This is a genomic window from Peterkaempfera griseoplana, from assembly GCF_001418575.1.
In the GTDB taxonomy this organism is placed as follows: domain Bacteria; phylum Actinomycetota; class Actinomycetes; order Streptomycetales; family Streptomycetaceae; genus Peterkaempfera; species Peterkaempfera griseoplana.
Window position 1 is genome coordinate 11,635 of sequence record NZ_LIQR01000366.1, and the last position, 22,732, is coordinate 34,366.

At 73.3% G+C, this 22,732-nt stretch carries 21 protein-coding genes; 11 read left to right on the forward strand and 10 right to left on the reverse strand.

The features are described from left to right. Positions 1–74 precede the first annotated feature (74 nt). On the reverse strand, positions 75–956 hold the full coding sequence (locus tag AOK09_RS25790; RefSeq protein ID WP_055589638.1) for a PhzF family phenazine biosynthesis isomerase: 882 nt from the start codon (positions 954–956) through the stop codon (positions 75–77). 194 nt (positions 957–1,150) lie between these two features. Further along, complete coding sequence (locus AOK09_RS25795; protein ID WP_055589639.1) at positions 1,151–1,849, reverse strand: aspartate/glutamate racemase family protein; 699 nt, start codon at positions 1,847–1,849, stop codon at positions 1,151–1,153. A 78-nt stretch (positions 1,850–1,927) separates the two neighbouring features. Between AOK09_RS25795 and AOK09_RS25800 the strand changes: the two genes are divergently transcribed. Both AOK09_RS25800 and AOK09_RS25805 read left to right on the forward strand, forming a co-directional pair. Then, positions 1,928–3,607, forward strand: coding sequence for an AlkA N-terminal domain-containing protein (locus AOK09_RS25800; protein ID WP_079063429.1), 1,680 nt, complete (start codon positions 1,928–1,930; stop codon positions 3,605–3,607). Continuing rightward, positions 3,601–4,119: a methylated-DNA--[protein]-cysteine S-methyltransferase gene (locus AOK09_RS25805; RefSeq protein WP_055589665.1), complete on the forward strand. Its 519-nt coding sequence runs from the start codon at positions 3,601–3,603 to the stop codon at positions 4,117–4,119. Before AOK09_RS25800 ends, AOK09_RS25805 begins: the two co-directional genes overlap by 7 nt. Positions 4,120–4,267: 148 nt before the next feature. Here the strand turns inward: AOK09_RS25805 and AOK09_RS40430 are convergent, their stop codons facing one another. Further along, positions 4,268–4,906 (reverse strand): hypothetical protein, encoded by a 639-nt coding sequence (locus AOK09_RS40430; RefSeq protein ID WP_157876039.1) that lies wholly within the window; start codon positions 4,904–4,906, stop codon positions 4,268–4,270. A gap of 156 nt (positions 4,907–5,062) precedes the next feature. Between AOK09_RS40430 and AOK09_RS25815 the strand changes: the two genes are divergently transcribed. The 3 genes from AOK09_RS25815 to AOK09_RS25825 all read left to right on the forward strand — a co-directional run bounded on the left by AOK09_RS25815 (position 5,063) and on the right by AOK09_RS25825 (position 7,771). Next, entirely contained in the window at positions 5,063–5,731 is a 669-nt protein-coding gene (locus AOK09_RS25815) for a response regulator transcription factor (RefSeq protein ID WP_055589666.1), read from the forward strand. 1 nt (position 5,732) lies between these two features. Beyond that, positions 5,733–7,127 carry a sensor histidine kinase gene (locus tag AOK09_RS25820; protein ID WP_063796071.1) on the forward strand — a complete coding sequence of 465 codons (1,395 nt, stop codon included), beginning with the start codon at positions 5,733–5,735 and terminating at the stop codon, positions 7,125–7,127. A 95-nt stretch (positions 7,128–7,222) separates the two neighbouring features. Beyond that, positions 7,223–7,771 carry a flavodoxin family protein gene (locus tag AOK09_RS25825; RefSeq protein WP_055589641.1) on the forward strand — a complete coding sequence of 183 codons (549 nt, stop codon included), beginning with the start codon at positions 7,223–7,225 and terminating at the stop codon, positions 7,769–7,771. Positions 7,772–7,846: 75 nt separating this feature from the next. Here the strand turns inward: AOK09_RS25825 and AOK09_RS25830 are convergent, their stop codons facing one another. From AOK09_RS25830 to AOK09_RS25840, 3 genes are all read right to left on the reverse strand, one after another. Continuing rightward, a complete protein-coding gene (locus tag AOK09_RS25830; protein WP_055589642.1) occupies positions 7,847–8,560 on the reverse strand; it encodes a class I SAM-dependent DNA methyltransferase in 714 nt (237 codons plus the stop codon). 519 nt (positions 8,561–9,079) lie between these two features. After that, positions 9,080–10,279 carry a M20 metallopeptidase family protein gene (locus AOK09_RS25835; RefSeq protein ID WP_055589643.1) on the reverse strand — a complete coding sequence of 400 codons (1,200 nt, stop codon included), beginning with the start codon at positions 10,277–10,279 and terminating at the stop codon, positions 9,080–9,082. Positions 10,280–10,529: 250 nt separating this feature from the next. Further along, positions 10,530–11,315, reverse strand: a complete 786-nt coding sequence (locus tag AOK09_RS25840; protein ID WP_055589644.1) for a LysR family substrate-binding domain-containing protein — start codon at positions 11,313–11,315, stop codon at positions 10,530–10,532. Between the two features lie 56 nt (positions 11,316–11,371). Between AOK09_RS25840 and AOK09_RS25845 the strand changes: the two genes are divergently transcribed. Both AOK09_RS25845 and AOK09_RS39440 read left to right on the forward strand, forming a co-directional pair. Then, on the forward strand, positions 11,372–11,752 hold the full coding sequence (locus AOK09_RS25845; protein WP_055589645.1) for a DUF5997 family protein: 381 nt from the start codon (positions 11,372–11,374) through the stop codon (positions 11,750–11,752). Positions 11,753–12,285: 533 nt separating this feature from the next. Further along, on the forward strand, positions 12,286–13,563 hold the full coding sequence (locus AOK09_RS39440; protein WP_055589646.1) for a lytic polysaccharide monooxygenase: 1,278 nt from the start codon (positions 12,286–12,288) through the stop codon (positions 13,561–13,563). Positions 13,564–13,842: 279 nt separating this feature from the next. On the opposite strand, the gene AOK09_RS25855 is transcribed toward AOK09_RS39440, so the two are convergent. Continuing rightward, positions 13,843–14,916 (reverse strand): dipeptidase, encoded by a 1,074-nt coding sequence (locus AOK09_RS25855; protein WP_055589647.1) that lies wholly within the window; start codon positions 14,914–14,916, stop codon positions 13,843–13,845. Next, on the reverse strand, positions 14,916–16,262 hold the full coding sequence (locus tag AOK09_RS25860; RefSeq protein ID WP_055589648.1) for an amidohydrolase family protein: 1,347 nt from the start codon (positions 16,260–16,262) through the stop codon (positions 14,916–14,918). The genes AOK09_RS25855 and AOK09_RS25860 overlap by 1 nt, the downstream gene beginning before the upstream one ends. Positions 16,263–16,428: 166 nt before the next feature. On the opposite strand from AOK09_RS25860, the gene AOK09_RS25865 reads away from it, so the two are divergent. The 4 genes from AOK09_RS25865 (at position 16,429) to AOK09_RS25880 (ending at position 20,492) form a co-directional block, all read left to right on the forward strand. Beyond that, a complete protein-coding gene (locus AOK09_RS25865) occupies positions 16,429–17,280 on the forward strand; it encodes an IclR family transcriptional regulator (RefSeq protein ID WP_063796072.1) in 852 nt (283 codons plus the stop codon). Then, on the forward strand, positions 17,277–18,221 hold the full coding sequence (locus AOK09_RS25870) for an ornithine cyclodeaminase family protein (protein ID WP_055589649.1): 945 nt from the start codon (positions 17,277–17,279) through the stop codon (positions 18,219–18,221). The genes AOK09_RS25865 and AOK09_RS25870 overlap by 4 nt, the downstream gene beginning before the upstream one ends. Before the next feature lie 478 nt (positions 18,222–18,699). Continuing rightward, positions 18,700–19,713 carry a polysaccharide deacetylase family protein gene (locus tag AOK09_RS25875; RefSeq protein WP_245687480.1) on the forward strand — a complete coding sequence of 338 codons (1,014 nt, stop codon included), beginning with the start codon at positions 18,700–18,702 and terminating at the stop codon, positions 19,711–19,713. A gap of 371 nt (positions 19,714–20,084) precedes the next feature. After that, on the forward strand, positions 20,085–20,492 hold the full coding sequence (locus AOK09_RS25880; RefSeq protein WP_055589650.1) for a DnaJ family domain-containing protein: 408 nt from the start codon (positions 20,085–20,087) through the stop codon (positions 20,490–20,492). Positions 20,493–20,789: 297 nt separating this feature from the next. On the opposite strand, the gene AOK09_RS25885 is transcribed toward AOK09_RS25880, so the two are convergent. Then, positions 20,790–21,068 carry a hypothetical protein gene (locus AOK09_RS25885; RefSeq protein ID WP_055589651.1) on the reverse strand — a complete coding sequence of 93 codons (279 nt, stop codon included), beginning with the start codon at positions 21,066–21,068 and terminating at the stop codon, positions 20,790–20,792. A 1,126-nt stretch (positions 21,069–22,194) separates the two neighbouring features. Further along, a complete protein-coding gene (locus AOK09_RS25890; RefSeq protein ID WP_079063432.1) occupies positions 22,195–22,686 on the reverse strand; it encodes a hypothetical protein in 492 nt (163 codons plus the stop codon). Positions 22,687–22,732: the final 46 nt, after the last annotated feature.

Genomic DNA, 22,732 nt, shown 5'->3' on the forward strand with positions numbered 1-22,732 from the left:
GCCGTCGGGTCCCGGGGCGCAGCGACTTTCTGACTGCCGGTCAGGTGTGCCCGGCACTCCCGGGACGGCAGCCCTCAGCGGCCGATCGGCACCGCCTGTCCGCTCACCCGTACCCGGGCATCGTCCGGGTCCACATCGACCAGCAGCCTGCTGGGGCGGCCCATGTCCTCGCCCTGACGGAGCGTGATGCTCGCGGGCTCCCGCACCAGTCCGAGAGTGCGCAGATAGCCGCCGAAGGCGGCTGCGGCCGCACCGGTCGCGGGATCCTCCACCACCCCGCCGACCGGGAAGGGGTCGCGCACATGGAACTCCCGCTCCGTCTCGCGCCACACCAGTTGCAGGGTGGTCCAGCCGTACCGCCGCATCACCTCGGCAAGCCCGTCGAAGTCGTAGTCCAGATCGCCCAGCCTCTCCCGCGAACGGGCGGCCAGCACCAGATGCCGCACGCCGCCGAAGGAGACATGCGGTGGCAGTTCGGGATCGAGGTCCGCCCTCCCCCAGCCGAGCGCGCCCAGCGCGGCGTCGACCTCGGCGGGCTCGGCCGGACGCGAGACGGTCGCCACGCTGGTGAGCGTCGCACGGGCCACCGCACCGGCACCGTCCCTGGCCGTCGTCACCGGGATCTCCCCCGCCGGGGTGTCCAGCAGCAGCTCACCCGGCCCGATGCGGTCGGCCAGCGCCACGGCGGTCGCGACGGTGGCGTGACCGCAGAACGCCACCTCCGCGAGCGGGCTGAAGTACCGCACCGAGAAGCGCCGCCGCACCACATCGGCCCGGGTGACGAACGCGGTCTCGGAGTACCCCACCTCGGCGGCGAGGGCGAGCATCTCCGCATCGCCGAACCCGGAGGCGTCCAGGACCACCCCCGCGGGGTTCCCCCCGGCCGGGTCGGCGGTGAAGGCGGCGTACCGCAGGGTGTCGGCGGTGAGGATGCGGGCTGTGGCGTCGGCGTTCATACCGCTCACATTTCCACCTCGGCTCGCCTGACGACATACGGCAGGCGAAAGGCGGCCGACATCGGGCGCCGGACGGCAGGGCCCGCGGCAGGCGCCGGACGGCACGCGACAACCTCCGGCCCGCGAGCGGCAGACGACCCGCGCCGGCCGCGGGGACGCCGCTTCCGGGCCGGCCCATCCCGGAAGCCTCCGGGCTATGCGTCCCCGGCGAGCGCCGCCGCGACGGCCGCCTCGGCATGCAGTCGCGCGGTGCGGAAGACCGGCACCGGACTGTCCTCGGCGCGGACCAGCAGCTCGATCTCCGTACAGCCGAGCACGATCCCCTCGGCCCCGGCGTCCACCAGGTCCCGGATCACGGCCCGGTAGGCGGCGCGCGACTCCTCCCGGACGACACCGAGGCACAGCTCCTCGTAGATCACCCGGTGGACCGTGCTGCGCCCCTCCGCTTCCGGGACCAGCACCTCCAGGCCGTGCCCCGCCAGCCGGCCGCGGTAGAAGTCCTGTTCCATGGTGAAGGCGGTGCCGAGCAGCCCCACCCGGCGCAGGCCGGCCGCCCGTACCGCCTCCGCCGTGGTGTCGGCCAGGTGCAGCAGGGGGACATCGACGGCGGCGGCCACCTGGTCGGCGACCTTGTGCATGGTGTTGGTGCAGATCAGCAGCAGTTCCGCACCGGCGGACTCGACCGACCTGGCGGCCTCGGCCAGCAGTGCGCCGGCCTCCTCCCACGCCCCGGCGGCCTGCAGCCGCTCGACCTCCGCGAAGTCCACGGAGTACAAGACGCACTTCGCGGAGTGGAGGCCCCCCAGGCGCTCCCGGGTGAACTCGTTGAGTAGCCGGTAGTACTCCGCCGTCGACTCCCAGCTCATACCGCCGAGCAATCCGATGGTTCGCATCGCGCCACTCTCACACGCCGGGACGCCGGGGACAAGATCGCCGGGCACTGCGCCCGGCGGCGGTCCGCGCGGACGTCGATGTCGTTTTCTCGCCAGACCGAAGCTGCGGTGAGGGGCGATGCTTGGGGGGTGACTTTGGACTTTGACTCCTGCGTCCGCGCCGTGCAGTCGAAGGACACCCGTTTCGACGGGTGGTTCTTCACCGCGGTGCTCACCACCCGTATCTACTGCCGGCCAGGCTGTCCCGTGGTCCCGCCGAAGCCCGAGAACATGACCTTCTACCCCAGCGCGGCCGCCGCGCAGCAGGCGGGCTTCCGCGCCTGCAAGCGGTGCCGGCCGGATGCGGCGCCCGGGTCACCGCAGTGGAACGAGCGGGCCGACCTGGTCGCCAGGGCGATGCGGCTGATCGCCGACGGTGTGGTGGACCGCGAGGGTGTACCCGGCCTCGCCGCCCGGCTGGGGTACAGCGCCCGCCAGGTGGAGCGGCAGCTGTTCTCCGAACTCGGCGCCGGCCCGCTGGCGCTGGCCAGGGCGCAGCGGGCGCAGACCGCCAGGCTGCTGGTCGAGACCACCGCGATGCCGATGGGCGAGATCGCCTTCGCCGCCGGTTTCAGCTCCATCCGCACCTTCAACGACACCGTCCGTGAGGTGTTCGCCCTGTCGCCGAGCGAGCTGCGCGCACGGGTCGCCAAGGGCCGTCCGACCGCCGCGGCCGGCACCCTCTCGCTGCGGCTGCCGTTCCGGCACCCGCTCAACCCGGACAACCTGTTCGGTCACCTGGCGGCCACGGCGGTACCCGGCGTGGAGGAGTGGCGTGCGGGGGCCTACCGGCGCACCCTGCGGCTGCCGCACGGCACCGGGATCGCGGCGCTGCGGCCGGAGCCCGACCACATCGCCTGCCAGCTGTGGCTCACCGACTGGCGGGATCTGTCGCAGGCGATCAGCCGCTGCCGTCGCATGCTCGACCTGGACGCCGACCCGGTCGCGGTGGACGCCCTGCTCTCCGAGGACCCGGTGCTGGCGCCGCTGGTGGCGAAGGGGCCGGGACGCCGGGTGCCGCATGTCGCCGACGGTGCCGAGTTCGCCGTACGCGCGGTGCTCGGCCAGCAGATCTCGACCGCGGCCGCGCGCACCCATGCGGGCCGGCTGGTGGCGGCGTACGGCGAACCGGTGGACGACCCCGCCGGTGGTCTCAGTCACCTCTTCCCGTCCCCGGAGGCGCTGGCCGACCACGATCCGGCGGCCCTGGCCATGCCGCAGAGCCGCCGCAACACCCTGGCCGCGCTGGTACGCGCCCTCGCGGACGGCACCCTGGACCTGGACGTCGGCAGCGACTGGCAGCGGGCCCGGGCCCAGCTCGCGGAGCTGCCGGGCTTCGGGCCGTGGACCGTCGAGACCATCGCCATGCGGGCACTCGGCGATCCCGACGCCTTCCTGCCCACCGATCTGGGGGTGCGGTACGCGGCCCGGGATCTGGGGCTGCCCACCACGCCGGCGGCGCTGACCAGGCATGCTGCGGCCTGGCAGCCGTGGCGGGCCTATGCCACGCAGTATCTGTGGGCGGTGGGCGACCATCCGATCAACGTCCTGCCCACGGCGGACTCGCGACCCACGAAGGCCGCAGCGGGCGTCCGGCGTCCGGCCGCGCCCCGCCCGGCCGGTGCCGCCGGCCCCTCCCGACCGGACGACGGCCCGGCCGCCGTCGCCACCCCCGGCGTCCCCGGCGCCTCCGAGGAAACGGACGGTACGTCATCGTGACGAGCGCTCCTGCCCACACCGTGGTGGACAGCCCCTGCGGTCCGCTCACCCTGGTCGCCAGGGACGGTGCCCTCGCCGGGCTCTACATGCACGGTCAGCGGCACCGTCCCGCTCAGGAGTCCTTCGGCCCGCGCACCCGGCTGCCCGTCCTCGCCCGCGTCGCCGAGCAGTTGGACGCCTACTTCGCGGGCGACCTCACCCGCTTCGACCTGGACCTCTCGCTGGACGGCACCGCGTTCCAGCGGAGCGTGTGGGCGGGGCTGCTCACCATCCCGTACGGCATGACCGTCTCCTACCGCGAGCTGGCCGAGCAGCTGGGGCAGCCGGGTGCCTCGCGGGCGGTCGGGCTTGCCAACGGCAGGAACCCGATCGGCATCATCGTTCCCTGCCACCGGGTCGTCGGCGCCAACGGCAGCCTGACGGGCTACGGCGGGGGGCTGGACCGCAAGCGGTGGCTGCTGGAGTTCGAACGCGGCGCACAGCAGACCGTACTCGGCGACGCCTTCGCCTGACACCTCCACGCCGCCGGCTCCCCCGAGGCTCCGGCGGACGGCCGCGACGACGCGCCGTCCGCCGGAGTTCAGCCGCAGTCGGCCGGGGTCAGCAGGTGTGCTGCGCCTGCCGGGATGCCCGCACCGGCCGGGTGGGCGGCCGCAGTGGTCACTTCCGGGTCGTACCGCCCTTGCCCGGCAGGGGCAGCGGAGGGCAGTCCGGCTTGCCCTTGGCCGGCTTGCCGTCGGCGACGACCCGGCCGTTCACCACCTTCACGACGGGCTTCCCCGGCCGACCGGCCGCCGGAGCACCACCCTTGACCACCTTGATGTCGCACACCACCACACCGCCCTTGCCGCCCTTGCCCGGCAGGGGCAACGGGGGGCAGCTCGGCTTGCCCTTGACCGGCTTGCCGTCGACGACGACCCGGCCGTTCACCACCTTCACCACGGACTTCCGCGGCCGACCGCCCGCCGGAGCACCACCCTTCACCACCTTGATGTCACACACCACCACACCGCCCTTGCCACCCCTCCCCGGCAGGGGCAACGGGGGGCAGCTCGGCTTGCCCTTGACCGGCTTGCCGTCGACGACGACCCGGCCGTTCACCACCTTCACCACGGACTTCCCCGGCTTACCGCCCGCCGGAGCACCACTCTTCAGGAAGCACTGGACGACCGTGCCATGGCGGCCGGCGGACGTGGGGTGCGTGGTGGGCGAGGCGGCGGCGCTGCTCGCCGACGCGGTCACCACCGCGGCCACGCTGATGCCTGCCGTGAGGCCTGCGAGTATCCGGTTCCTCTGCATGGACTGACTCACTCTCCTGTTCCGGCCGCCCCGGGGGGCGTCGGCAACTGGCTGATCGGACGCTTCGCAGTCTGGTTCGGCGTAGCTGAAGCCTTGCTGAGGGAGCAACAGATGATCTTCATGTTCGCCTTAGCCTGACCCCTGCATCCTGTGGTGGTGCGCATACTCGTGGTGGATGACGAAGTAAGGCTGGCGGAACTGCTGAGGAGCGGCCTGACCCGCGAGGGCTTCGCCGTCGACCTCGCCCATGACGGGCACGAGGGTCTGTGGATGGCGACCCAGCAGCCCTATGACGTGATCGTGCTGGATGTGATGCTGCCGTCGCTGCACGGCTACGGGGTCTGCGCGAAGCTGCGAGAGAGCGGGAGCTGGACCCCGATCCTCATGCTGACGGCCAAGGACGGGGAGTACGACGAGGCGGAGGCGCTGGACACCGGCGCCGACGACTACCTGACCAAACCCTTCTCCTTCGTGGTCCTGCTGGCCCGGCTGCGGGCCCTGGTCCGGCGAGGGGCGCGGGAGCGGCCCGCGGCGCTGGTGGTGGGGGACCTCAGGGTCGATCCGGCGGGGCTGCGATGCAGCCGCGGGGATGTCCGTATTCCGCTGACCCCCAAGGAGTTCGCGGTCCTGCACTGTCTGGCGCGGCACGCGGGCGAGGTGGTGACCAAGTCCGAACTGCTGTCCCGGGCTTGGGACTTCAGTTACGACGGCGATTCCAACGTCGTCGAGGTCTGCATCAGCGCCCTGCGCCGCAAGATCGACAGGCCCTTCGGGCGGACGACCCTGCGCACCGTGCGGGGCGCGGGCTACCGGCTGGAGGCATGAGGTGGGCGTACGGCTGCGAACGACGCTGACCGCCACCGCGGCGGTGGCGGTGGCCCTCTGCCTGGCCTCGGTCGCCCTGTTCAGCGCGCTCGACGCCAGCCTTGCCGACTCCACGCGGAAGATGGCGATGGCGGACGCCAAGGCCAAGGCGGCGCTGGTCCTGACACACGGCGGTTCGGCGGCCGTAAGGACCCCCGGCCCTCCGGGCGGCCCGGAGAACCAGCAGACCCCCGGCCGCGGGGACGCGCCGCCACCGGGCGATCCCGGCGGGACTCCCCCGGAGAAGTCGGGCAAGGTCGTGTTCACCGAGGTGGTCGTCACCGGCCACGGACCGGTCACCGTGATGGGCACGGCATCCACCGCGCCGGCGACGGCCGCGATGGCCACCCTGAGAAGGCTGCTGATACCGGGGGTCCCCTGCCTGCTGGGACTGGTGGCGCTGTTCACCTGGCTCAGCGTCGGCCGGGTGCTGCGTCCGGTTTCCGCGATCAGGGCGAAGGTCGCCGACATCACGGCGTACGACCTCCATGAGCGGGTTCCCGAACCGGACACCCGCGACGAGGTCGCGGCCCTGGCCCGGACCGTCAACGCCACCCTGGACCGGCTGCGGACCGCGGTCGAGGCGCACCGGCAGTTCGTGGCCGACGCCGCGCACGAACTGCGCAGCCCGCTGGCGGTGCTGAGGACCCGGCTGGAGCTGGCCGCGCCGCAGGAGCGGCAGCTGGCGGCGGACGCCCTGGACGACGTCGCACGCATCCAGTCGCTCACCTCGGACCTCCTGCTGCTGGCCCGGCTCGACGCCCGCGAGCCCCTCCGGGCCGCGCGTCTGGACCTCGCCCGGCTGGTCGCCGATGAGGCCTCCCGCACGCGCCCCCGCCCCGATGTGGGCGTACGGCTCGGTCTCGCCCCCGGCCTGCTGGTGGACGGCTCGGCGGACCGGCTCCGCAGGCTGGTGGCCAACCTGGTGGACAACGCCGTCCGCCACGCCGCCACCTCGGTCGAGGTGACCCTCACCGCCAGGGACGGTCAGGCGGTCCTCGACATCGCCGACGACGGGCCCGGCATCCCGCCCGAGCACCACACCACCGTCTTCGACCGGTTCACCCGCCTCGACCACGCCCGTGCCCGCGACACCGGCGGCTCCGGACTCGGTCTTGCGATCGCCCGTGACATCGCCCGCGCCCACCAGGGGACGCTCCGGGTGGTCCCGCAGGGGGCGGGGGCCCGGCTGCGCACGACCATTCCGCTGCCGCGGCACCCCGCGGTCCGGACCGCAACCGCGACCGCCACCGGACGCCGGGGAATGCCGGAGGGGACCGGTGGCTCCCTGGCGCGTCCTCGGCCCGAGCCGAGCGGAGCCGGCCTGGGGGCCTCCCCTGACCGTTCCGGCGGCTGACCGCGGGGATATGCGCTTCTCTCTGGCCATCATTCAATTGCTTGTGCATATAATGCTCTTGCAATAATTTTGGGCGCCGACCACAGGGGACCGTCATGTCTCGCTCCTTCCTGTTCCTGCTCGGAAGCAGTCGCACCAAGGGCAACACCCAGCTCCTCGCCCGCAAGGCCGCCGAACAGCTGCCGGGAGACGTCCGGCAGCGGTGGCTGCGACTGGCCGACCATCCGCTGCCCGACTTCGCGGACGCACGACACGAGGGGGGCGGCCGCTACGACCCACCGACCGGGCACGGCGCCACGCTGCTCGACGCGACCCTCGCAGCGACCGATCTGGTGATCGCCTCCCCCCTGTACTGGTACAGCGTCTCCGCCGACACCAAGCGGTACTTCGACCACTGGTCCGGCTGGATGCGGGTGCCCGGGATCGGCTTCCGCCCGGCGATGGAAGGCCGCACCCTCTGGGGCGTGACGGCCCTGGCGGGCTCCGACCCGGCGGACGCCGACGCCCTGAGCGGGATGCTGGAGAAGACCGCCTCGTACATGAGGATGCGGTGGGGCGGAGTGCTGCTCGGCAGCGGCGACAGGCCGGGAGGCGTCCTCGACGACGGGGCGGCGCTGGCCCGCGCCAAGACCTTCTTCAACTGACGTCCCATCGGTTGCGCTGCAGGACGCGGCTCCACGGAACGGTACCGCGACGGATCAGATCCGCTCCCCCTCCCCCTACCGCGTCCTGCGGGCCAGCACCAGCCGGCACCGGGGGCTGCCGTCCGGGCGTCGTCCGAAGTCCTCCAGCGCCGCCGTCGTCACGGTGAAGCCGGCTGCCACCAGTTCCGCACGCAGCGCCGCCAGCGGAGCGGTGCGGTAGTACATGACGAACGGCGGCCGCCACAGGGCGTTCCGCACCCGCATGGCCGCATCGAACCCGGTCAGGATCCAGTACCCCGGAGAGGTGATGGGCGGCGGCGCGGCGATCGGGAGGGCGAAGAGCCCGCCGGGGCGCAGCGCCCGGTGCACCCCGGCGAAGAGCGCGGGCCGCTCCGCGGGGAGGAAGTGCCCCAGGGCGCCGAAGCTGACGGCCAGGTCGAACGCCCCGGCGAACGGCAGCGCCCGTACGTCGGCCCGCACCCAGCGCGCGCCCGGGTGCGCCGCGCGTGCCCGGGCGAGCATGCCCGCGCTGAAGTCGACGCCGGTGACCCCGCTGTCGCACAGCGGCTCCAGGGCCAGCAGGCCCGCGCCCGTGCCGCAGCAGACGTCCAGCCCCTCACCGAAGGGCCCGAGGGGACGCAGCGCCCGCGCGGTCGCTTCGAGCACCCGGTCCGGGGTGCGGAAGGGCGTGTGGTCGAACCTCGGGGCGAGCAGGTCATAGCCGTGCTCGACGGAGGACAGCGCCTGGACGGCCAGGTCGCGCAGGGTGGGGCCTTGGGAGGAGAACACCGGTTCAGCGTAGGGCCGGAGCAGGCTCCGGCCCGGGTGGCGGCGCCCGGCCGTCCGCGCCCGGGGGGAGCCCGTGGGGTGAGGTCCGGCGACAGGCCCGCATGTCCGCCCGGCAGGACACCCACCGGCGGAGGCGGCCTGGCCGAGCAGGCCGGGCGATACGACGCAGAGCCGCAGCCGGGCCCAGGGAGTACTGCCCGTCGCGGGGGACCGCTGACCTGGGCGTTCTGCGGCCCCTGTCTGCAAGCATCCGCCGTCATCGACGAACGGGACCTCGCCCTGCTGGACGGGCTCCGAGTCGGCCCCGTGTCCCCTGTTCACGACCCGCCGGGCCGCTGCGAGTGGAGCGGGCGGCGCTGTCCCGCCGCCGGGGAGGCACGGGTCCTCTGCCGTCGCCCTCCGGAGCCGGCCGGCTGCTGGACCGGGACGTCCGCGCCGCGGGCCGGGTGCCCATCGGCCCCTGGGCGGGCCGGTCCGCCCCGCAGGCCCGTGGCGGCGCGGACCCAGCCGCCGGCTGAGTCAGCCCCTGGCCAGCCGCCCCAGGGCGAGCTGCGCCAGCAGGGCGGCCGCGTCACCCAGCACGGTGTCGTCGAACTCCGCCTCGGGGGCATGGTTGTACGCGGCCGTGGCAGGGTCGCGGTCGGCGGGGCAGGCGCCGAACATCACATAGGCGGACGGCACCAGCTCGCTCAGGATGCCGAAGTCCTCCGACCCGGCGATGGCGTTGGGCAGCGGGAAGTACCGCTCCTCACCCAGCAGCTGACGTACCGTCGACTCAGCGAACGCGGCCTCCTCCGGGTCGTTGACGGTCACCGGGTAGCCGGGCACGATCTCGGCGTCGACGGTCAGCCCGTGCGCCGCGCCGATCCCGCGGACCACCCGCAGCGCCTCCTCCTGCACCCGGGCCCGCGCCTGGGGCGAGAAGGAGCGGATGGTCGCGGCGAACCGGGCCTGCTCCGGGATCACATTGCACACGCTGCCCGCATGGAACTCCCCGACCGTGAGCACCACCGGGTCGAAGGCGTCGAAGCGGCGGGTGACCATCGTCTGCAGCGCGAGAACGGCCTCGCAGGCGGCGGGGACCGGATCCAGGGCCAGATGCGGGCTGGAACCGTGCCCGCCTCGCCCCCGCAGGACGGCCTCCATGCTGTCCGACGCGGCCATGATGGGCCCGGGGCGCGCGGCCACCCACCCCGCAGGCAGCTGCGCGGCGGCGACATGCAGTGCGTACGCGGCCACCACCCGCTCGCCCGCGGCGTCCAGCACGCCCTCGTCGACCATGAGCTGTGCGCCGCCGTCGCCCTCCTCACCCGGCTGGAACATGAAGACCACCGACCCGGGCAGTTCCTCGCGCCGCTCGGCCAGCAGCCTCACGGCACCCACCAGCGCGGACACATGCAGATCGTGGCCGCAGGCGTGCATCACCCCCGGGAAGCGCGAGGCATACGGCAAGGCGGCCGCCTCCTGCACCGGGAGCGCGTCCATGTCGGCCCGCAGCAGCACCGCCGGACCAGGCCGGCCGCCCCGCAGCACCGCGGTGACACTGCTCAGCCCGTCGCCGAGGGAGATCTCCAGCGGCAGCCCCTCCAGCGCGGCCAGCACCCGGGCCTGCGTCAACGGCAGGTGGAGGCCGAGCTCGGGCTCCTGGTGCAGGGAACGGCGCAGATCGCGCAGCCCGGGCTGGAGCAGCGCGGCGGAGTCCTTGAGAGTGGTGGACATCGGGTGTCTCCGTTTCCGTGGAACAGCGGACCGGGGCGGTCCGGCCACAGCCCATGCTGACCTCGGACGGACCGGTGAACCCGCAGCCTGCCCGGAAACGCCGGGCCGGTGTCGCCCGTGCACGGATGAGCCGGCCGGACTCCCGGCGATCCGCCGTTCATCCGTCCGCCGGAGGTCTCAGCGGGCCCGGTGGGACGGCGACAGCGCGACGGCGTACGCTGCTCGGCCCGCGCCGGCGGACGGACCGGCCTCAGGACCGGCGACGCGGCTTGCCGCGCTTCCCGGCGCCGGACCTGGCGCCGCCGGAGCCGCCGGAACCCCCACCGCCGGTGCGCGGACGCCCCCCGGCCTTGTTCCCGGCAGCGGCCTGCCGGCGGGCCCCGTCCGCGGTGCCGCGCTTCTGCTTGGGCTGGGCGGGCGTCGGGGTCCGGCCCCGTGAGCTGTTGACCGTCCGCCCGCGGACGATCCCGATGAACTCCTCCACCAGGTCGGTCGTCCTGTCCTGCAGCCAGGACAGTCCGACCTGCGACTGGGGCGCGTCCGCAACCGGCCGGTAGGTGAGGTCCCGGCGATGGTGCAGACGGGCGAGGGACTGCGGAACCACCAGGACCCCGATGCCCGCCGCCACCAGCTCCACGGCGTCGGCCGTGGTGGCGGGGCGCTCGAGCGCGGGCAGTCCGGGCCGGCTCTCCCATTCGAGGGTGTCGTCCAGGGGGTGCAGCACGATGTCGTCCGCCAGATCCCCGACGGTGACCTCGTCGGCCGAGGCCAGCAGGTGGTCCTTGGGGACCACGACCACCGTGACCTCGGTGTAGAGCGGGATCGCGCTGAGGCTCGTCCGGTCGACGGGGAACCGTACGAGCCCGGCGTCGGCGCCGCCGCCCAGCAGTGTCTGCGAGGCCTCGGCGGAGGCCACCGGGACCAGGGTGAGGGGGACCTGGGGCAGCCTCTCGTTCCATACCCGCATCCACTTGGCGGGCGTCACTCCCGGCACATACGCGAGCCGGAACAAGGGGGTTGCGTCCATGTCTGTCACATGACCAGGCTACCGGCCGTGATCGGGCGGCTGTTCTGCTCGCTACCCTTGGCGTCATGACATCGCACAAGCCGAAGACCGCCCAGACCATGAAGCCCGCGACCGCGGCGAAGAAACTGGGTATCTACCTCGAGGCCGCCCCTGCCGAGTTCCGGGACGACGTCGTCTCCCGGGACGAGCTGAACGCGCTGCAGGCCGATCCCCCCGAGTGGCTGGTTGAGCTGCGGCGCAGCGGCCCGCACCCCAGGCCGGTCGTCGCGGCGAAGCTCGGTGTCTCCATCTCTGGGCTGGCGCGCGGGGGAATCACCGAGGCTCTCACCACCGAGCAGATCGACGCGCTCAAGGCGGACGATCCGGAATGGCTGCGCAAGGAGCGCGCCATTCAGGCCGAGGTCCGCAAGGAGGCATTGCGCATCAAGGAGAAGAACAAGGAGTAGTCGCGGCGCTGCTCGGCCGCGGGCGCGCGTTTCCCGTCGGCGCTCGCGGGCCATTCGATCGATTGTGTCCGATCAATGGCGCGGGAGAATGGCGCGGGGAATGCGGTGCCGGCCGCCCGCTTTGCCCGCCCCCGCGCCGGGCGTCCCGGGAATGCCCTCCGCTGGTCCGTCCTGGTCCCCTGCCACTGCCGGGGCTGTGAACGGACCGCCGCGCATCCGGCTCTGCCATCGGCCGGTCCGGAACGGCACCGGATCACCGAAAGGCCCTAAAAGGCATACAAGGGGGATTCCCGACGCCGGGCGACGTTCCCCCCTCTCCGACTTGTCGGACATGTGGCCGACGGTCCTCGATCAGGGCTCTGACCTGGCCTGATGAGATCAACAGTGCACGCCCTGTTTACATGTCGTTGATCTGCCGGTATTTTTTTATATGGGAGCGCTCCCATGAATGGCATCGTTCACCCCAGCCCCCCGGGACCAGGCTGCGGTGGACCACGCTCGGCCTCGGGGGCGTTGCCCGAAAGGTCAGCACCTTGAACAGAAGCAGGAAACTGTCCTTACTCGCCACTCTGGCCACCATCCTCTCCACCTTCGGCCTGTTCCTCGTCGGCCAGGGCACCGCTCAGGCGCACGGCGTCGCGCAGATGCCCGGCTCCCGCACCTGGCTCTGCTACGAGGACGCCAAGACCGCCAGCGGCGCCCTGACACCGACCAACCCGGCCTGTGCCGCGGCCGTCGCCCAGAGCGGGACGACGTCCCTGTACAACTGGTTCGCGGTGCTCGACTCCAACGCGGGCGGCAAGGGCCAGGGCTATGTGCCCGACGGAACGATCTGCAGTGCGGGCAACAAGTCGCCGTACGACTTCTCCGGGTACAACGCGGCCCGCTCCGACTGGCCGCGCACGCACCTGACGTCCGGGGCCTCGATCCAGTTCCAGTACAGCGACTGGGCCAAGCACCCGGGCACCTTCCGGGTGTACGTCACCAAGCAGGGCTGGTCCCCGACCACCCCGCTGGCCTGGGCCGACCTGGAGCAGATCGGCAGCGTCACCGACCCGCCCGCCGACGGCGGACCGGGCACCGACGCCGGCCACTACTACTGGACCCAGGCGCTGCCCTCGGGCCGCTCCGGTAACGCCCTGATCTTCATCCAGTGGGTCCGCTCGGACAGCAACGAGAACTTCTTCTCCTGCTCCGACGTCGCCTTCGACGGCGGCCACGGTGAGGTCACGGGCATCAACGGCAGCTCGACCACCGGTGGCACCACCACCGCCGGGACCACGTCGGGCACCACCACCGCCGGAACGACCAGCGGCACCACGTCGGGCACCACCACGTCCGGCACCACCTCCGGCACCACCACCGCCGGAACCACGTCCGGCACCACCTCCGGCACCACCACCGCCGGGACCACGTCCGGCACCACCACTGCCGGAACCACCAGCGGCACCACGTCGGGCACCACCACCGCCGGCACCACGTCGGGCACCACCGGTGGCACCACCGGCTCCTGCATGGCGCAGTACTCGGTGACCAACTCCTGGGGCGGTGGCTTCCAGGGCCAGGTCGAGGTCATGAACCACGGGACCGCGCCGATCAGCAAGTGGACGGTGAGCTGGACGACCGCCAGCGGCACACAGATCACCAGCCTCTGGAACGGCACCCTGACCGGGTCGAGCGGCGCGGTGACCGTCACCAACGCCGCCTACAACGGCACGATCGCGGCCAACAGCTCCACCACCTTCGGCTTCACCGCCAACTCCACCGGGAACAACCTCCCGAACGGCTCCATCACCTGCAGCGCCTCCTGAGGCACTGAGCCCGGTGTCCGCCCCGTACGGCCGCAGCGCCGTGCGGGGCGGACATCCGTGGGGAGGTACCACCTCCCCGGGGCAGAGCCGACACCTGGGAACGGATCGACCGGGTACGCATTCTGACGGCCCATCACACGGCGTCCGGTGCCGTACTCAGGCCCGGTCCCGGGTGACCCGGTACCGCAACAGACCGCGCCCCTGCGGCCGTGCGCAAGCACGGCCGCAGGGGCGCGGCGTCCCGGGACGCGAGGGGTGGCCCCGGGTGTCCGGTGGGGCTCAGGCAGCCCAGACCCGCTCCGCGTAGTCCAGGAAGTTCCGGCCGAGGATCTTCTCGATCCGCTCCGAGCGGTAGCCCCGCAGTTCCAGCAGCCGGACCAGATCGTGGAACTGGTCGACACCCCTCAGGTCGACGACGAAGGGGAAGGTGTCGCTGCGCTCCCCCGCCGCCCCGACACCTGCCGCCGCGCGCAGGGCGACATGCTCGGCGAGCTGCGCCCGGTAGGCGTCCAGGTCGTCGATGGAGGTGATCGTGCCGTCGGTGCCGATGCCGACGTGGTCCTCACCGCAGACGTTCACGGCATGGTCGATGTGCTCGACCACGTCCTGCGCGCTCGCATGGCCGGAGGCGTTGAGGAAGGGCATGAAGTAGATGCCCACGAAGCCGCCCCGGGACGCCACCAGCCGCAGCTCCTCGTCCGTCTTGTTGCGCGGCAGGTCGGTGAGGGCGCGGCAGCCGGTGTGGTTGATCGAGACCGGCTGCCGGGAGATCGCGGCGGCCTCCAGGCAGGTGCGCTCACCGCTGTGTGACAGGTCGACCATGATCCGGCTGTCGTTGAGGCCCTCGACCACCTCCCGGCCGAAGGGGGTCAGGCCGCGGTTCTCCGGCGCCATGGAGCCGTCGCCGATGTGGTTGGCCTGGTTGTAGGTGAGTTGGACGACCCGCACGCCGAGCCGGTCGAAGGTCTCGATCCTGCCGAGGTCGTCACCGATGGCCACGGCGTTCTGGAAGCCGTAGATCACCCCGATCCTGCGCTCCCGGCGGGCGTCGTGGACGTCGGCCACGGTGCGCACCTTGACCAGGTCGTCCGGGTGGTCCCGGATAATGGCGTCCCAGACCTCGATCTCGTGCAGGGTGTGCTCGTACGGCGGCATGTCGCCCAGGGTGTAGCCGAGGGTGATGTTGACCGCGGTGAGGCCCGAGGCGTGGGCGTCCGCGAGGGTGCGGGCGTCGATGGTCAGGTCGTCGCTGGACTGGTTGAGCTTCCCGGCCGCCGCGACCGAGTGCGGGGCGTTGGGGTTGTCGAGCGCTCCCAGCGCGTTGACGACCACGTAGTCGTGTGCGGTGGCCATCAGCCGGCACATCCCTTCGGCTCGGCCCCGGCCGGTTCGCCGGCGGGGCGGTAGTCGGTCCGTTCGAAGCCGCGGCCGCGCTTGACCGTGAGGACGATGCTGCGCAGATGGGCCAGGTCCGCCAGGGGATCCTCGGCCAGCACCACGAAGTTGGCGAGCTTTCCGCTCTCCACGGTGCCCATGTCGGTCTCGGCGCCGAGGCTCATGGCTCCGACCAGGGTGGCGGAGCGGATCACCTCCGCGGTGGACATTCCGCAGTGCTCCGCCAGGAAGGCCATCTCGTCGTGGAGCGCCGGAAACGGGTGGTGCGGCTCGGTCTCGTAGTCGGTTCCCGTGGAGATCGGGACCCCGGCCCGGTGGGCGTGGGCGGTGAGCCGGGCCGCCAGTGCGGAGTTGGCGCGCGCCCTGGCCCGTTCGCCGTCGTCCTCCGCCTCCGCCCCGATCCACTCCCACAGGCCCGCGGTGGCGTCGAGGACGGTGCGGTGCTCCAGCATCCGCTCGAAGAGCGCCTGGAGCGCGGGGTCGTCACCGGCGGCGAAGCGGTCGTACTCGATCGCGGGCTTGTCCTTGTAGCCGTTCAGCGGTTCGGCGCCGCCCTCGTAGGCGAGCAGGGTGATGTGCGAGACCGAGTCGACTCCGGCCGCGACCACCTCGGAGGGCCGGCTCGGGAAGACGGTGCCGTGCGCCCAGACGGCGATGCCCTGCCGATGCGCCTCCGCGGTGATCGCGGCGACCAGCGACGCCGGGAGGTCCGCATAGATCTTGATCGCCCGGGCGTGGGTGCCCCTGGCCATCGCCACGGCCAGCGGCAGGTCGGTCTCCTCGGTGACCGCCTGCATCCAGGGGACGGCGCCCGGCGTCTCGCCCTGCGACACCTGCCAGGTGCGCGGGTCGTCGAAGAAGCCGGGGCCGGCCATCAGGGCGGCGTAGTGGATGTCGGGGCCGGGGATCTCACCGACGAGGGTGGCCCGGGCGAGGTCGCCCACCTGCCGCAGGTCGTCCGCCATGTCGCGGATGGCGGTGACACCGCCGTACACCTGGCGACGCAGCGTCTCCTCGGCCGGCGCGCGGTTCGGCGGCGTGGCGATGTGCTGGTGGGAGTCGATCAGGCCGGGGATGACGAAGCGGCCCCGGAGGTCGACGGTCTCCGCACCGTCCAGGAGGGTGCCGGGGATCTCTCCGTCCGGGGCGACCAGCACGATGCGGGCGCCGTCGACGGCGATCGTCATGGACGGCCGGGCGGGTCCGCCGGTCCCGTCGACCAGGGTCGCGCCGCGGTACACGACGGTCGTCCCCTTCTCCGGCGCGGCGTGGGGAGCGGGCGCTCCGGCGGCCTCGTGGCCCATCGGTTCCACCTCTTCCTGGTGACGGTCTTCCTGGTGACGGTGAACGACTCGTTCCGGCGCCTGGCGGCCTTCTTCGCTGTTACAGTCCACGTAACAGGCGTTTCGTGGAATGAAACTCGCGCTACTCTACATGAGCCCCGCCCGCACCCGAGAGGAGCGATGAACCATGCCCCGGTCCTCCAGTTCCGCCGTGGACAAGGCGCTGGACCTGATCGAGGCCGTCGCCCGGTCGGACCGCCCCATACGCCTCAGCGAGCTCGCCGAGGAGGTCGGCCTGCACCGCGCCACCGCCTACCGGGTGCTGCTCGACCTGGTGCGCCGCGGCTGGGTGCTGCGCGCGGGCGACCACTACCTGCCCGGCACCGTCGCCCTGCAGCTCTCCCACGCCTCGGCCACCCGCTCGCTCGCCGCGGTCTCCCGCCCCGTACTGGAGACCCTGTCCGCCCGCACCGGCATGATGGTCAACCTCCAGGTGCTGGAGTCCGACCGGTCCCGGGTGATCGACGCCATCCGCCCGGCCAGACTGGAGATGATCTCCGACCTGCGCGACAGCACGCTGCCGGTGCACAGGTTCGCCGGCCCGCTCGCGCTGGTCGCGACGCTCCCGCCCGAGGCACGCCGCCCCTATCTGCGGCAGGCCGAGGAGGCAGGCCGTACGTCGGCCGACGACGACCGCCTGGCCGCTGACATCGCGCAGGCGGAGCGTGCCGGGTACGCCCTGGAGCGCGGGCGCAACGAGAAACTGGTCGCCTCGGTCAGCCGCGCGGTGACGACCGCCAAGGGCGCGCCGATCTGTGCGCTCACCGTGGTGGGCCCCGACACGGAGTTCGAGGAGCCGCTGCTCACCGAGGTGATCGCGGCACTGCACGAGGCCACCGCCGAACTGCAGCGCACCCTGACCGTCCTCTCCTCGGACACCGCCGGCCCGCAGCCCCCGGCGGCGGAGCAGCGGTCCGACGACCCGGCCGGCGCGGACCCGGAAGCTGCCCACCCCCTCCCTCCGGAGGGCTCCCGGTGAGCGGCGTCCTGGTACTCGACCGGTCGCAGACCCGCGCCGCGCTCGACCCGGCCCGGGTGATGGCCGCCGTCGCCACGGCACTGGTGGCGATCGCCCGCGGCGAGGCGTCGGCTCCGCCCAGGATCGCGGCGCGGACGCCCGCCGGGCTGCTGGGGGCGATGCCCGCCCATGTCCCCGGGCTCGGGCTGGCGGCCAAGCTGGTCTCGGTGTTCGCCGCTCCGGGCCGGCCGGGCGGGAGCGAGCACCGCGGTGTGGTGGCCCTCTTCGACGAGCACGACGGCCGGCCGCTGGCGCTGATGGACGCGGAGTCGATCAGCGCCGTACGCACCGCCGCCGTCGCGACTCTGAGCATGCAGGCGCTGGCGGGCCCGCACCCGGCCCGGATCGCCGTGGTCGGGACGGGGGCGCAGGCCCGCGCCCAGGTCGCCCTGCTCGCGGTCGTCGCCCCCGGTGCCGCCGTGGTCGTCGGCGGCCGGAGCCCGGAGCGCGCCCGGCGGACCGCGGCCGGGCACCCCACCGCCTCGGCGGACACCGTGGAGGCCGCGGTACGGGGCGCCGACGTGGTCTTCTGCTGTACCGGCGCGGCCGAGCCCGTGATCCGGCGGCACTGGCCGGCCGAGGGGGCGCACATCAGCTCCGTGGGCGGATCGGAGGGGCCGGAACTCGACCCGGAGACCATCCGCAGCGGCTCCCTCTTCGCCGAGTGGGCCGGCGCTGCCGCCTCCGTACCGCCCGCCGGTGCCCATGAGCTCCAGGGCGTGGCCCCCGATCGCGTCACCCTGCTGGGCTCGGTGCTCGACGGCCGGCACCCCGGCCGCCGGCAGCCCGGGGAGCTGACCGTCTTCAAGTCGACCGGCCATGCGGCGCTGGATGTCGCGGCCGCATCGGTCGTCCACGGCTTCGCGCGCGCTCACGGCCTGGGCACGACCGTCGACCTCTGAAACCTCGGGCGCCGCCCCACCCCCACGGCCGGGTGGCGGCCGCATGGTAACACCATGGCGCCCGGCCCGAGACGGCGGGTCCGGCGGCCTCGATCTGTTTCCCGGCGCGCCGTGCACACTTGAGAGCAGGGGGAGGTCAGGCCCGGCCACGGACACCCGGTACGTGCGCAGGGCGGCCTGTTGCCGAGTGCGTGGCCCAGTCCCGCGCCGTGTCGTCGCTGTCGGAGGACTCCCCACTGTCTGTGATCCCGTACATCCCCAGCCCGATCGGATGCCGGCGCCTTCGCCGCAGACGGCCCTGGCGTGCCTCGCCCGCCATGTGCCGGGACCGGGCCTGAGCGGTCCTTCCCCGCGGGTCTGCCCGGGAACCGCCGGGCGGCGCCACCGCGCCCACCCGCCTCACCCGCTCCCCTGACTTCCTGCCCATCCTCGCCCGTACCAATCGCGAGGCCGCACCACCACGTCGAGAGGCTCCTTCTTGCGTACCACCACGAAGATCGCCGCTGCCGCCGTCGCCTGCGGGGCCGCCACCCTCGGACTCTCCGCCTGCGGGGCCGGGACACACGACTCCAAGGCGGCAGCGGGTCCCCGCGCCTCCGCCGTGGCAAGCCCCAGGCACACCCCCCAGGCCGATGTGCTGCACCCCGCTCCGCGTACGCCCTCCGCCGCGCCCTCGTCCCCGGCCGCGTCGCCGTCGAAGGCCCAGCCCAAGTCGTCGCCGCCGCCGCCGTCGCCGTCGCATGCGCGGTCGGTGCGGAGCGAGCGGCCCACTGCGCCGGCCCGGACCTCCACGCCCTCCGAGCGCCCCGTCCACACCAGGCCCGCCCCGCACCCCTCGGCGGCCTCCCGCGAAGGCGGCCACACCCTCGCGGTACGCACCGGCGCCGTCTCGGCCCTGCTGCAGCACAGCACCGCGGCGCCGGGCAGGTCGGTCGCCCTCACCTTCGACGACGGGCCGGACCCGCGCTGGACTCCGCAGATCCTGGACGTGCTCGCCCGGCACCACGCCAAGGCCACCTTCTGTGAGATAGGTCCCAATGCGGCCGCCCACCCGGAGCTGGTCCGCGACATCGTCGCCGCCGGGGACGCGCTCTGCGACCACTCCGTCCACCACGACGAGCAGCAGAGCCACAAGTCCGCCGCCTACAACCGGCACGAGATCGTGGACGCCCAGCACGACATCGCGGCGGCCGCGGGCTCCACGGCCCGTCTGTGGTACTACCGCGCCCCCGGCGGCGACTTCTCGCCGTCGATCCGGCAGACCGCCGCAGGGCACGGCATGCGTCCGCTGGCCTGGACCGTGGACACCGAGGACTGGAAGCGCCCCGGCGTCGCCGCCATCCTCGACAACGTCAACACCGAGCTGCGCCCCGGCGGCATCATCCTGATGCACGACGGCGGCGGCCCCCGGCAGCAGACCGTCCAGGCGCTCTCGGTGCTCCTCGACCGTCTGGACGCCGCCGGTTACAGCTACACCTTCCCCGGCCGCTGACCCGGCGCCGCCGGGGGCGGTCCCCGGCGGGCCGGCCTTCCGGGTCGCCAGGCCCGGAAGGCCGCTTGGTCGGGTCGTGGCCGCTACGGGTCCGGCTGGAGCCGCAGCGGCTCCGGCCTGTCCGGCACGCAGGTCCACGACCGAGCAGGTCCACGGCGGGCTCGACCGCGGGGGCCGCGGCCGGATTCCTCGGTGGATCTTCCGGCCGACGGAGAACGGGACCCGGATGACGGCCGCCAGGGACGGCGGGGTCATCGAGCCCGCTGATCCTCGTCCGCACGGACGGCGTACCGGCCGCCGGTCCGCGTCAGCGGCCGGATGTGGCGCCCGGCTGTGTTCCGGATGCGGCCGGCCCGGGGAACAATCAGGGCATGACCGAGCGAAAACCTCCTGGTGTCGACTTCGAGACATGGGTGGACAGGCAGATTCGCGAAGCGACGGAGCGTGGCGAGTTCGACGATCTGCCGGGCGCCGGCCAGCCCCTGGCCGAGTTGGCCGAACCCTATGACGAGCTGTGGTGGGTCAGGCAGAAGATGCGCCGCGAGCACCTGTCCTGGCTGCCGGAGACCCTCGTCCTGCGCAAGCAGGTCGAGGATGCGCTGGCGGTGGCACTGCGGGCCGGGTCGGAGAGCGAGGTCCGGCGGATCGTGGCGGACATCAACGGGAGGATCAGGGAGGCGAGCGGGCGACCGCTCTCCGGTCCGCCGCTCAACCTGGTTCCCCTCGATGCCGACCAGGTTGTGCGCGACTGGCGCGACGGCCGTTCCGGCCGGCGATAGCCCGCCCCGCTCCGCTCCGCCACCGGATCCGCGCCGTACTCGGCCCACGGGACCGGACGACCGGCCTTTCCGCCCCGCACCGGTCGACCCCTCGCGGCCGTCACGGGCCCGGGGCGGGAATTCCATCACAGGGCCGCGGCATACTCCGGCCGGAAGTCGGGGCAGGCCCCCGACGTACAGGGAAAAATGACCGCCCGGCCGCCCGACCGCACGGCGCCGCGGCACCGCGGCTCGGAAAGCGGAGGGGAAAGGCCCCGGAATACCGGGGCCTTTCCATGGTGTTCGACCGGGCGTTTGTTATCGGTAGCAGTGCCGGGTGCTTCCGTGCCAGGTCCTGGTCCAGTAGCCGGCGTGCCAGCGGTGGCGCTTGTCCGAGTAGCCACGGTGCCAGGTCCTGCTCCAGTAGCCCGCGCGCACCTGGCACTTGGGCTTCGAGTGGCCGAAGCCGGGATGCGCCGCGGCCGCCGTGGGGGTGGGGGACGCCGAGGCGGCCGTGGCCGAGGTGAGGGCGGCGCCGCCGGCGAGGGCGGTGGTCGCCACGCCGAGCGCGAGTGCACGGATAAAACGATTGCCCATGTGAGTTTCTGCCTTTCCGGAACGGGAGGGACAACCAGATGCTTACCAACGGGCCCACCTCCTTCAATCAGACTTCACCCTTTCACCGCGATTCCCGGTGAAAGCCGTAAAATTTTATTCAGCCTTTATTCCGGGCCGGGTAGGGGCACGCCCTGCCGGGGAAGAGCTTCGCCCCGAACGGGACGCGCCGCCATCCCGGAATGATGGGGAGCCCGCGGTGTCCCACGCAAAACCGCCAGGGCCAGGCGGCCCAGTCCACCGGCGGAGCCGGAGCCCGGGACGGCTGGCTGCGGCAGCGGGCCGGGCGCAGCCCGCAGGGGGCGGGCGCCAGGGCGAGGAGGCCGGGCTCGCAGCCGTCGGCACCGCCGCGGCCGGTGCCCTGCGGCCACCCGGTGAGTGCCCGAACGGACCGGACCGGTGAGTGCCCGGACGGACCGGACCGGTGAGTGCCCGGACGGACCGGAGATGATGCGGCGGGTCCCCGGGGAGCGACCACCCCGCAGGCGCACCGGTTGCCCGCCCGACCGGACCATGGGGCCGCCTCCGCCGACTCCGCGGGTGCCGCACCACCGGGACCGTCCCCCAACGGGCCGTGACGAACCGCCACGAACGGCCACAGGGCCACCACGGACGGCGATCAGCCCCCGACCTCCGGTGATCGCCCGGCGGCCGACCACAGCTGACGGCATGTCCCGTCCGCCAGGCCGGCGACGACGGCTGCGGCTGCGGCACCGGCACCGTCACCGGCGTGTTGCCCGCCTCTCGCGGCCGGGGATAGCCTTGAAAGCGGACATCACCGTTGCCGAATGCGAGTGGGCCGGGCGCGGAACGGGATCCGGTCCCGGCATCCGGCCCGACTCCGGGATGTCGCCGGCCAGGCCGGACTCAGCCCGGAGCCGTCCACCGCACCGCGGGAGAACCGTTCGGGTCGTCAGTGACCGTGAGCAGGAAACTGACCATACGTCAGCACCCGGACGGCGCCGCTGCCGCCGTCGTCGAGGCGGTCGTCCGTGGACCGGACGGACCGTCCCGACGGCGTCACACCGGGTCGCGGCCGCGTCGGGAGCGGCCGCGGCCCACTGCGGTACGGACGACCCCCGTCCCGCCCGGGCTGCGCTGCGGCGGATCAGCCGCCCAGCAGGAGTTTCTCCAGGGCCGCCCTGGCCCGTGCGTCGGAGCGGGCGCGGACCGCCACCGCGGCGGCCAACTCCTGTGCCCAGGTGTCCAGCGGCACCGGTTTGCGGGAGAGGACGACGCCGCGCACCACCGTGGCCACCTCGCCCGCGGGGCGCCCCTGCGCGAGGGTGAGGATCAGCCTCCGGTCGTCCAGCGAGACCTCGACCTTCTCGATCCTGCCCTCCCGGCCGGCCAGCCGGTCGCCCATGCTGCGGCGGCGCTCCAGCGCGACCGACCCCGGCGGCAGCGCCTCGGCCAGCGAGCCGGTGAGCACCTGGGCGTACATCTCCAGGTCCGCGGCGTCCCGGCGCAGCGTCGCCGCCAGCATGTCGATCGAGCCGGCCCAGCTGTCCGGCTCTCCGCCGCCGGCGAGCGGTGCGGGCAGTCCGTCCGGGCCCTCCTGCTGCCCCGCTGCGTCCGGCGACGGCTCACGGTCACTCATGGCGCTCCCTGCGCTGACTTGCTCGTTCTGGCCCGGCCGCGGGTGC

Excerpts from the sequence above, each read along its gene's own strand:
- AOK09_RS40430 (WP_157876039.1), bottom strand. The coding sequence starts at position 4,906 with ATGCAGAGGAACCGGATACTCGCAGGCCTCACGGCAGGCATCAGCGTG.
- AOK09_RS25825 (WP_055589641.1), top strand. The coding sequence starts at position 7,223 with ATGTCTCGCTCCTTCCTGTTCCTGCTCGGAAGCAGTCGCACCAAGGGC.
- AOK09_RS25790 (WP_055589638.1), bottom strand. The coding sequence starts at position 956 with ATGAACGCCGACGCCACAGCCCGCATCCTCACCGCCGACACCCTGCGG.
- AOK09_RS25865 (WP_063796072.1), top strand. The coding sequence starts at position 16,429 with ATGCCCCGGTCCTCCAGTTCCGCCGTGGACAAGGCGCTGGACCTGATC.
- AOK09_RS25795 (WP_055589639.1), bottom strand. The coding sequence starts at position 1,849 with ATGCGAACCATCGGATTGCTCGGCGGTATGAGCTGGGAGTCGACGGCG.
- AOK09_RS25890 (WP_079063432.1), bottom strand. The coding sequence starts at position 22,686 with ATGAGTGACCGTGAGCCGTCGCCGGACGCAGCGGGGCAGCAGGAGGGC.
- AOK09_RS25880 (WP_055589650.1), top strand. The coding sequence starts at position 20,085 with ATGACCGAGCGAAAACCTCCTGGTGTCGACTTCGAGACATGGGTGGAC.
- AOK09_RS25845 (WP_055589645.1), top strand. The coding sequence starts at position 11,372 with ATGACATCGCACAAGCCGAAGACCGCCCAGACCATGAAGCCCGCGACC.
- AOK09_RS25835 (WP_055589643.1), bottom strand. The coding sequence starts at position 10,279 with ATGTCCACCACTCTCAAGGACTCCGCCGCGCTGCTCCAGCCCGGGCTG.
- AOK09_RS25860 (WP_055589648.1), bottom strand. The coding sequence starts at position 16,262 with ATGGGCCACGAGGCCGCCGGAGCGCCCGCTCCCCACGCCGCGCCGGAG.
- AOK09_RS25855 (WP_055589647.1), bottom strand. The coding sequence starts at position 14,916 with ATGGCCACCGCACACGACTACGTGGTCGTCAACGCGCTGGGAGCGCTC.
- AOK09_RS25800 (WP_079063429.1), top strand. The coding sequence starts at position 1,928 with ATGTCGTTTTCTCGCCAGACCGAAGCTGCGGTGAGGGGCGATGCTTGG.
- AOK09_RS25885 (WP_055589651.1), bottom strand. The coding sequence starts at position 21,068 with ATGGGCAATCGTTTTATCCGTGCACTCGCGCTCGGCGTGGCGACCACC.